Source organism: Corynebacterium sp. HMSC05D08 (assembly GCF_001807215.1).
In the GTDB taxonomy this organism is placed as follows: Bacteria; Actinomycetota; Actinomycetes; order Mycobacteriales; family Mycobacteriaceae; genus Corynebacterium; species Corynebacterium striatum.
Genome location: NZ_KV788324.1, coordinates 76,398 through 85,493, shown reverse-complemented (window position 1 = coordinate 85,493; position 9,096 = coordinate 76,398). Strand labels below are relative to the sequence as shown.

Genomic DNA, 9,096 nt, shown 5'->3' with positions numbered 1-9,096 from the left:
TACAACGTCAGGGACCAGCCCTCTTTTGATCGTTATGCCGTAGTTGACCATAAAGGTTGTCCGGAATGTGACCCGCAGGTGCGCGGTGTTACCTATGGGGCGCTAGTGTAGGGGAGATAGTTTTGTTTCATTTCATCCCTCACCGTTAGGAGACCCCTTTATGAGTCCAACAAGCAGCGCAGCGGCCCGCGCCGTCGAGCTATTCAAGCAATACGGTCAAGGCGATACCGCAGTTACTGCACTGGACCATGTCAACGTGGAATTCGAGCGCAACAAGTTCACCGCAATCATGGGCCCGTCTGGCTCCGGCAAGTCGACGCTGATGCACACAATGGCTGGCCTGGACTCCGCAACGAGCGGCTCGGCTTTCATCGGCGATACGGACATGTCGCAGCTCAAGGATAAAGAGATCACCGCGCTGCGCCGAGACCGTCTAGGCTTTATCTTCCAGTCCTTCAATCTGGTGCCTACCCTCACCGCTGCAGAAAACATCACTCTGCCGATGAACATTGCGGGCAAGGACGTCGACCAGGCGTGGTTTGAAGAAGTGACCACGCGTCTAGGGCTCGCACAACGACTTACCCACAGGCCGGCTGAACTCTCCGGCGGTCAGCAGCAGCGCGTCGCCTGTGCGCGTGCGCTCGTGGCACGTCCAGAGATCATCTTTGGCGATGAACCCACCGGTAACCTAGACTCCAATTCCTCGGCGGAAGTGCTCGATATTCTTCGTACCGCCGTTGACCAGGATGATCAGACTGTGGTCATCGTGACGCACGACGCTAAGGCGGCGTCATACGCAGATCGCGTAATTTTCCTCGCCGACGGCAAGCTCGTTAATGAGCTAGAGAACCCAACCATGGAATCCATCCACAAGGTCATGGCGGAGATTGAGAGCTAATGGCAAAAAACAACACTATGCGCAAGGTCTCCTTGCGCAATATCATCGCGCATAAGCTGCGACTTACGCTGACGCTCCTTGCGGTGGTGCTGGGCACCGCGTTCATCGCTGGTTCCTTCATGTTCACCAACTCGCTTTCGAACACGTTTGATGCCGCGGTCTCCAACAGCTTCACCGGCGTGGACGCTGCGGTGAGCAAGAAGGACTCGGGCCCAGAGCTGGACGAGAAGCTGCGTAGTGAGCTCGCCAAGGACACCAAGGTGGGCAACGTTAACATCGAAGGCGCCCAGACGGTCGTTGTGGCGAATGACAAGGCAGAAGCCTTCCAGACCTCCGGGGGTACTGCCCACGTGCGCCCCTATTACCCGGCCGACCAGACCGTGGGCGAGCCCGGCGAGATCGTCGAGGGCGAGGCGCCGCAGGGCCCCGGCGAGGTTCTCATCAATGACTCCGCAGCAGAAAAGTTTGGTGTCACGGTGGGGCAGAAGCTCATCGTGGTCCATCCGGACAAGCGTGACGAGGTGAAGGTGGTTGGCATCGAGAAGCCAGCTGTCGACGCAGGTCAGGCGCTGACACTGCAGATGGACAACAAGGCCTTCGCGCAGCGCTATGGAAATCCCCGGCAGCTGAAGGTCTCTGCGGCGGAAGGTGTAACTCCCGAGCAACTCGTGAACCACCTGAACAAGACATACGACGTCGAGGCAGAGTCCGGCGAGAAGCTAGCCGAGGAGATCTCTGACGCCATTTCTTCCGCGCTGAAGTTCGTGAACTATTTTCTTATCGCCTTCGGCCTCATTGCGCTGTTGGTCGGCACCTTCATCATCGCTAATACCTTCTCGATGATCGTCGCGCAGCGCACCAAGGAATTCGCTCTCTTGCGCGCCCTTGGCGCCTCCCGCCGCCAGATCACCCGCTCCGTGGTGGTCGAGTCCTTTATCGTGGGCCTCATCGGTTCCGCGGTGGGCGTCGTCGCAGGCATGGGCTTGGTGGCCATCATCAAGGCAGTGCTGAAGTCCCAGGGCATGCCGATGGATGGCAACCTTGGCTTGAGCCTGAGCGCCATTATCGTCCCCATTTTGTTGGGCGCAGCGGTCACGGTGGTATCGGCGTGGGCGCCGGCTCGCCGTGCCGGTACGGTGGAACCCGTCGAGGCAATGCGTACCACCGAATCGGCCGCTGGTTCCTCGCTGAAGGTCCGCACCATCATCGGCGGTTTGCTCATGGTGCTGGGCGCCATTTTCGTTGTGGTGGGTGTGCTTATCGACGCCGGTACCGGCATCCGAGCCAGCCTCGTCGGCCTCGGAGCCCTCAATTTGATTCTGGGATTTGCCCTCGCAGGCCCGGCGTTGTCGCTGCCCATCGTTCCTACTTTGGGAAGAGTCATCGGTGCACCTTTCGGGGCCGTCGGCAAGCTTGCGTCTACTAACTCCAAGCGCAACCCACGGCGTACCGCTGCTACCGCCTTTGCTTTGACCTTGGGCGTGGCGCTGGTGACGGCGATCGGCATGCTTGGCGCCACGATGAAGTCTTCCGTTGCGGATACTCTGGAAAAGGACATCAGTGCCGATTACCTGCTCTCCGGCCCATCCCAGGGCAATTTCCCGACTCCGGCCGAAACTGGCGAGCGCGCTGCAGACACCGAGGGGGTGGGTCAGGTGGTTACGGTGGGTACCGCTCCGGTACAGATCGATGGCCAGGCCTCGATGCAATATGGCTCGCGATATTCCATGACTGAGACGGTCAGCGGCAATCCGAGCGATGTCTTCAAACTTACGATGACGCAGGGAGATGCGGGCATCGCCGAGGGCGGATTCGTGGCTGATAAGACCACTGCGGAGAAGCAGGGCTGGAAAGTCGGTGAGTCCTATAAATTGACTGGCCCGATTCCTGGCAAGTCCGCCAAGGTGAAGCTCAAGGGCATCTACGAGGACTTCCAGATGCTGCCCAAACTTGCGGTATCCCAGAAGAGCGCCGAGGAGCTCGTGCCTGCCGACGCCATCACGGTCGCCATGGTGGGTGTCAACGGCGAGGAAGGCGTGGATCTCGAGCACCTGCGTGGCAACCTCGAGGAAGCAGTTAAGGACCTAGTCGTGGTCCAGGTTGCATCTGGTGAAGAATACGCCGGCGAAGCTGCTGGCATGATCAACCAAATGCTGTCCATCCTTTACGCGTTGCTCGCCCTCGCGGTGATCATCGCGGTGCTGGGCATCGTCAACACGCTCACGCTGGGCGTTATCGAGCGCCGCCAGGAGATTGGCATGCTGCGTGCGGTGGGCACCCAGCGTCGCCAGATCCGCACCATGATCACGCTTGAGTCTGTGCAGATCGCCGTCTTCGGTGCGGTCATGGGCATGTTGATGGGCCTCGGACTTGGTTGGTCCTTCATCAAGGTCTTGGCAGATGAAGGCCTTAATAACGCCGTTGTACCGTGGGGCATGCTGGCAATTCTGCTCGTGGGTTCCGCGGTGGTTGGTGTGCTCGCCGCACTGTGGCCAGCGCAGGGCGCATCGAAGACGCCGCCACTCGATGCCATTGCGGACTAGAAGTTGTTGTAGATAAGCGGGGCCCACATGGCCCCGCGCCAAGCCAGGACCACGCCGAGGGCGAGGGTCCAGAAGAGGTACTGGGTGAATTTCCAGTACCTCTTCTTTTTGATCATTTCGCCTAGTTCCTTGGCCAAGGTCGACCAGGTGGAAAGGCCACCTGCGAAACCTACGATGGCGAGGGGATAGATGGTGTTGGCTAAGGAGGCGTCGACAAGCATGGCGAAGCCATAAGCCAAGCCGATTGCCAGCGCTCCGCACATGTTGGAAGCGAAGGTACAGACCGGCGCGGGGAGCACCTTGGTGAAGCCGTAGCGCCCCATGCCGCCTAAGAAAGCGCCAAACAGGATATAGAAAAGTGTCATCGTGGGGCCACCTTGTCACCGATGAGGTAAGCGCTCACGCATCCAAGCACCGTGGCCACCACGTAGCCCGCAGCGATGGCGGGGGAGGCGCCCGAGGTGAGGTAGGCGAACGTGGCGAAGCTGGTAAAACCTCCCAGCACACCCGTGCCCCAGAAAGGCTTGGGCTTGAAATAGCCCATTAGTGCGCTGCCGAAGATGTTAATAATAAGCAGCGGCAACATCCCGCCGCCTAAGAGTGCGGACAAAAAATAGCGGGCCACGGCGCCAAGTGCGGCGCCGGACCCGACTACTAGTGCTTGAGGCATGCCCTACATGTTACTTCCAGTCCATCTGCTGGGAGCGCACGAACTCCTCAACGTCCTCGATTGGCTTGTTGAGCTTGGGATCGAACTCCAGGTAGGCCTTGGTCTCGCGGGCGATGAGACCGGAGAGGATAAGCAGGCCGATGAGGTTCGGGATGGCCATGAGGCCGTTGGCCAGGTCGGAGAAGGACCATACGACGTCAAGCTCGGTCACCGCGCCGATGAAGACGACGACGGTGAAGAACATGCGGTATGGGATGGTGGCCACTCGGCCGAAGAGGGAGGACAGTGCACGCTCGCCGTAGTAAGACCAGCCGACGATGGTGGAGAAGGCGAAGAAGATGATGGACAGGGAGACAATAGTGCCGCCCCAATGGCCGGGCAGGCCGGCCTCGAAAGCCTTGGCGGTCATGATGCCGGCTTCGTCGCGTCCCATGTCCCACACGCCGGTCACCACGATGACAAGGCCGGTGATAGTCACGACGATGAGCGTATCGATGAATGTCTGAGTCATGGAGACGAGTGCCTGACGGGCTGGGTGCGGGGTCTTGGCGGCAGCTGCTGCGATTGCGGCGGAACCCATACCAGACTCGTTGGAGAAGATACCGCGGGCGACACCGTATTGGATGACCATGATGATGGAGGAACCGACGAAGCCGCCGGCCGCGGAGGTGCCGGTGAAGGCATCAGTGAAGATGAGGCCCAGTGCTTCTGGAATCTGGCCGGCGTTGACGATAAGGACTACGAGGCCGCCGACCACGTAGATGATGATCATCAGCGGAACGAAGGCGGAGGTGATACGGCCAATGGCCTGGATGCCGCCCAGAAGAACTGCGCCGACGAGTACGAACATGAGCGCGCCGGAGGCTACTGGGGTGACTCCGAAGGCGGATTCCATGTTGGTGGCCACGGAGTTGGCCTGCGTCAGGTTGCCGATACCGAAGGATGCAAATACTGCGAAGATGGCGAAGGCGGTAGCGAGAGTTGTGCCGAGTGGGCCTTTGATGCCGCGTTTCAGGTAGTACTGCGGTCCGCCGGCCTGCTCACCCTTGGAGTCGGTAGTGCGGAAGCGGACACCGAGGTAAGCCTCGGCGTACTTCGAGGCCATGCCCATGAGGCCCGTGACCCAGATCCAGACGAGGGAACCTGGGCCGCCGATGGACAGCGCGGTGGCGACGCCGACGATGTTGCCCACACCGACGGTGGCGGCGAGTGCAGTGGTAAGCGCCTGGTAGTTGGAGATATCGCCTTCGGCGGACTTGTCGTCGGGGTGGTCGACGAAGGCGTGGCGCAGGGCACGACCGAGCGTGCGGAACTGAATGCCGCCGAGGCGGATGGTCAGCCATAGTCCAGTACCGAGCAGGAGCGGAATAAGGACGAAGGGTCCCCAGACCACACCGCCCACCGTATCGAGAGTATTTTGCACTGAATCCATGCTGAGAAACTACTACATAATAGAAATTCAGTTAAGGGAGTTAGTGATTTGAGTTCGCATTTTCCCCCTTGTGGGGGTTGAAAGTGCTGCGAAATCATGTGGGAAAGGGCAAGCTTGGCAGGAGAATTAATCGCAGACGTCTAAGGAGACTCCCCCCATGGCCCACGAGCGCGCCGGTCAGTTGGCTCAGACGAGTGACCTCATTGATATTGCTGAGCTGGTCACCGCGTACTACACCCGTACTCCGGATGTGGAGAATCCGGATCAGCAGGTAGCTTTCGGCACCTCGGGCCACCGCGGTTCCGCGTTGGATACGGCCTTCAATGAGAACCACATTCTGGCGATTACCCAGGCGATCGTGGACTACCGCGCGGAGCAGGGGACTACCGGTGCTATCTTTATCGGTCGCGATACCCACGCGCTTTCGGAGCCGGCAATGGTCTCGGCCTTGAAGGTTCTCTTGGCTAATGGCCTCGAGGTCCGCGTCGATGACCGCGGCCGCTACACCCCGACTCCGGCTGTCTCCCACGCGATTCTCACCCACCCGGGTACCGACGGCATCGTGATTACGCCGTCCCACAACCCACCGCGCGATGGTGGCTTCAAGTACAACCCGCCAACTGGTGGACCGGCCGATACCTCTGCCACGGACTGGATTGCGGAGCGCGCCAACAACTACCTGCGTGCTGGCCTTGAGGGCGTCAAGCGCGTGCCTGTCGACGGCGTGCTCGACGAGCGCTGCGTCAAGCACAACTACGTGGATAACTACGTGGCTGATCTGCGCAACGTGGTGGACATGGATGCCATCAAGAAGTCTGGCCTGCGCATCGGCGCGGACCCGATGGGCGGCGCTTCTGTCGATTATTGGGCAGCAATCGCCGCGCACTACGAACTCAACATGACCGTGGTTAATCCGGAGGTAGACGGAACTTTCCGCTTCATGACCCTGGATACAGACGGCAAGATTCGCATGGACTGCTCTTCGCCGAACGCCATGGCTTCTCTCATCGGCAACCGTGACAAGTACGATCTCGCCACCGGCAACGATGCCGACGCTGACCGCCACGGCATCGTCACCCCGGATGCTGGTCTCATGAACCCGAATCACTACCTCGCTGTGGCTATCGAGTACCTGTTTAGCCACCGCCCCAACTGGGGCAATGCCGGCGTGGGTAAGACCTTGGTTTCCTCTTCCATGATCGATCGCGTGGTGGCCAAGCTGGGCCGCGAGCTCGTCGAGGTGCCGGTAGGTTTCAAGTGGTTTGTGCCGGGTCTCGTGGAGGGAACCATCGGCTTCGGTGGCGAGGAATCTGCGGGTGCTTCCTTCCTGCGCTTTGACGGAACCGTGTGGTCGACTGACAAGGATGGCATCATCTTGGACCTGCTTGCGGCCGAAATCACAGCGGTGACTGGAAAGACCCCTTCGCAACGCTACGCGGAGCTGGCCGAAGAGTTTGGTGCGCCTGCCTATGCGCGTACCGACGCCCCCGCCAACCGTGAGCAGAAGGCGGTTCTGAAGAAGCTGTCGCCGGAGCAGGTTACCGCCACTGAGCTGGCCGGAGAGGAAATCACTGCCAAGCTGACGGAGGCGCCAGGCAACGGTGCGGCCATCGGTGGTCTCAAGGTGACAACGCAAAATGCATGGTTTGCCGCGCGCCCATCTGGTACGGAAGACAAGTACAAGATCTATGCCGAATCCTTCCTCGGTGAGGAACATCTCAGGAAAGCCCAAGAGGAAGCACAGGCTCTCGTTTCCCAAGTCCTAGAAGTTTAGGGTTAAACTAAATCGCGTGACCAAGAAAATTGACAAGAAGCTGATTCTGGACGTCGTCAGTGCGTTTGCTCGCTTCTATATGGCTTATATCTGGATTAAGGCCGGCGTGGCCAAGCTTGGCGAACCGCTGTCCGTAATGCAATCCATCAAGGCCTATGAAATCTTTACCCTGGAATGGTCGGGGTACCTGGCCAACATCATCGGACCGCTTGAGATTATCGGCGGAGTGCTTTTGCTCCTCGGCTTGTTCCTGAAGACTTCCGCCAAGGTGGGGACCATCGTTTTGGCGCTGTTCATGATTGGAATTGGTCAGGCTTGGTTGCGTGGTCTTGGGATTGACTGCGGCTGCTTTGAAGCAAATCCGGAACAGGATGCGCAGGTTATGAACTATATGATGACCTTGTTGCGCGATACCTTCTACATCTTCCTCATGGCGTGGACGATGGTGCGTCCGTTCAAGAAGTTTGCACTCCACCCATAGTCCCACTGATTTCCAAGACAATTCATTGCCAATGTCACGTTTTTTCTGATGGAAATGCCCAGTGTGTTGGGTATATTCTCTGTTGAGATCGTGAAACAAAACCCGCGCGAGCGGGCAACCCATAAAGGCTAGGTTTATTCACTATGGCTTCTAAAGCTACAAAAGTTTCGGACCCTAACGCGAAGGGAAGCAGTGGCTTCCTCTGGGCAGTTGGTGTCCTCCTCGTCATCGTCGCCGTGGTCATAGGCTTCATTGTGTGGAAGGGTCAGGGTGCAAAGACCGAGGCCCTCGGCGATATGCCGACTGAAGAAACTTCCATGAACATGGAGTATGACGACAACGCGGTTGTCCTCAAGGCTGCTGACGCTAAGAAGGACGCCGTTGAGGTTGAGCTCTACGAGGACTACTCGTGCCCTCACTGCGGTGATCTTGCTATTGCGAGCGACGGCGACATGAAGACTGCCATCGAAGAGGGCAAGCTCATTGTGCATGTCCGTACCCTGAACTTCCTCGACGGTAGGGATATCGAAGGTAACACCGGTCACTCCACTAAGGCTGCCGCCGCGATGGAGCAGATTGCCAAGGCCGGTGACGTTAAGACCTACTGGAACCTCCGCAAGTACCTGATGGAAAACCAGCAGGAAGTTGCTAACCAGTGGTCCTTTGAAGACTTTGCTGATGCTGCTAAGCAGCTCGGTGCTGATGACTCCTTGGTTGACTCCATCAAGAACGTTGACATCAAGAATGGCAACAAGCTGGCCAAGTTCAACTACGACAAGCTGGAGAAGGACACCGGCTCGGTTTCCTCCCCGCGCATCATCAAGGATGGCAAGGACTTCCCAGAAGAAGGCTCCGGCAAGTCAATCATGGAGTGGGTCTCCCTGATCACTGCCTAATGTGCAGGACAATCGGCATCTAGCTGGATGCTGTTCTGCTTTTCAAATTTGCGCGCTTGAACACCAGAAATATTGTTCAAGCGCGCGATTTGGTTGGGTGAAACATTAAACGATATATTTAAACGAGTTGCAACCGTCACGGTTGTACCTCCTAAGAGGGGCTATGGCGCAGTTGGTAGCGCACCACACTGGCAGTGTGGGGGTCACGGGTTCGAATCCCGTTAGCTCCACCGCATCGCAACTACGCGAAGCAACCACAATTTAAATACCTACTCTGGGGCTATGGCGCAGCTGGTAGCGCACCACACTGGCAGTGTGGGGGTCACGGGTTCGAATCCCGTTAGCTCCACCACCTAGAGGGCAGACCGTGATGTCTGCCCTCTCTTTTTTGTTTTCCCACGG

The 9,096-nt window shown here is 58.5% G+C and carries 9 protein-coding genes and 2 tRNA genes; 7 read left to right on the top strand and 4 right to left on the bottom strand.

Going from position 1 to position 9,096, the window contains the following annotated elements:
• The first annotated feature begins 160 nt into the window (after positions 1-160).
• Positions 161-898, top strand: coding sequence for an ABC transporter ATP-binding protein (locus HMPREF3148_RS05530; RefSeq protein WP_046645826.1), 738 nt, complete (start codon positions 161-163; stop codon positions 896-898).
• Positions 898-3,441 (top strand): ABC transporter permease, encoded by a 2,544-nt coding sequence (locus tag HMPREF3148_RS05525; RefSeq protein ID WP_070508850.1) that lies wholly within the window; start codon positions 898-900, stop codon positions 3,439-3,441. Before HMPREF3148_RS05530 ends, HMPREF3148_RS05525 begins: the two co-directional genes overlap by 1 nt.
• Here the strand turns inward: HMPREF3148_RS05525 and HMPREF3148_RS05520 are convergent.
• The 3 genes from HMPREF3148_RS05520 to HMPREF3148_RS05510 are packed head-to-tail and all read right to left on the bottom strand — an operon-like array spanning position 3,438 to position 5,543.
• Positions 3,438-3,806, bottom strand: coding sequence for a fluoride efflux transporter FluC (locus HMPREF3148_RS05520; protein ID WP_070508849.1), 369 nt, complete (start codon positions 3,804-3,806; stop codon positions 3,438-3,440). The two genes, HMPREF3148_RS05525 and HMPREF3148_RS05520, sit on opposite strands and share 4 nt — an antisense overlap.
• Positions 3,803-4,111, bottom strand: a complete 309-nt coding sequence (locus HMPREF3148_RS05515) for a fluoride efflux transporter family protein (RefSeq protein ID WP_070508847.1) — start codon at positions 4,109-4,111, stop codon at positions 3,803-3,805. The genes HMPREF3148_RS05520 and HMPREF3148_RS05515 overlap by 4 nt, the downstream gene beginning before the upstream one ends.
• Positions 4,112-4,121: 10 nt before the next feature.
• On the bottom strand, positions 4,122-5,543 hold the full coding sequence (locus tag HMPREF3148_RS05510) for an alanine/glycine:cation symporter family protein (RefSeq protein WP_049062432.1): 1,422 nt from the start codon (positions 5,541-5,543) through the stop codon (positions 4,122-4,124).
• Positions 5,544-5,700: 157 nt separating this feature from the next.
• On the opposite strand from HMPREF3148_RS05510, the gene pgm reads away from it, so the two are divergent.
• The 3 genes from pgm (at position 5,701) to HMPREF3148_RS05495 (ending at position 8,694) form a co-directional block, all read left to right on the top strand.
• Entirely contained in the window at positions 5,701-7,317 is a 1,617-nt protein-coding gene (gene pgm / locus HMPREF3148_RS05505; RefSeq protein ID WP_070508846.1) for a phosphoglucomutase (alpha-D-glucose-1,6-bisphosphate-dependent), read from the top strand.
• A 16-nt stretch (positions 7,318-7,333) separates the two neighbouring features.
• Positions 7,334-7,798, top strand: coding sequence for a MauE/DoxX family redox-associated membrane protein (locus HMPREF3148_RS05500; protein ID WP_070508845.1), 465 nt, complete (start codon positions 7,334-7,336; stop codon positions 7,796-7,798).
• A 143-nt stretch (positions 7,799-7,941) separates the two neighbouring features.
• A complete protein-coding gene (locus HMPREF3148_RS05495; RefSeq protein WP_049145164.1) occupies positions 7,942-8,694 on the top strand; it encodes a DsbA family protein in 753 nt (250 codons plus the stop codon).
• Here the strand turns inward: HMPREF3148_RS05495 and HMPREF3148_RS13665 are convergent.
• Positions 8,691-8,834 carry a hypothetical protein gene (locus HMPREF3148_RS13665; RefSeq protein WP_160310049.1) on the bottom strand — a complete coding sequence of 48 codons (144 nt, stop codon included), beginning with the start codon at positions 8,832-8,834 and terminating at the stop codon, positions 8,691-8,693. The two genes, HMPREF3148_RS05495 and HMPREF3148_RS13665, sit on opposite strands and share 4 nt — an antisense overlap.
• Before the next feature lie 17 nt (positions 8,835-8,851).
• Between HMPREF3148_RS13665 and HMPREF3148_RS05490 the strand changes: the two genes are divergently transcribed.
• Both HMPREF3148_RS05490 and HMPREF3148_RS05485 read left to right on the top strand, forming a co-directional pair.
• Positions 8,852-8,924, top strand: a tRNA-Ala gene (locus HMPREF3148_RS05490).
• A 46-nt stretch (positions 8,925-8,970) separates the two neighbouring features.
• Positions 8,971-9,046: transfer RNA gene (locus HMPREF3148_RS05485), tRNA-Ala, on the top strand.
• Positions 9,047-9,096: the final 50 nt, after the last annotated feature.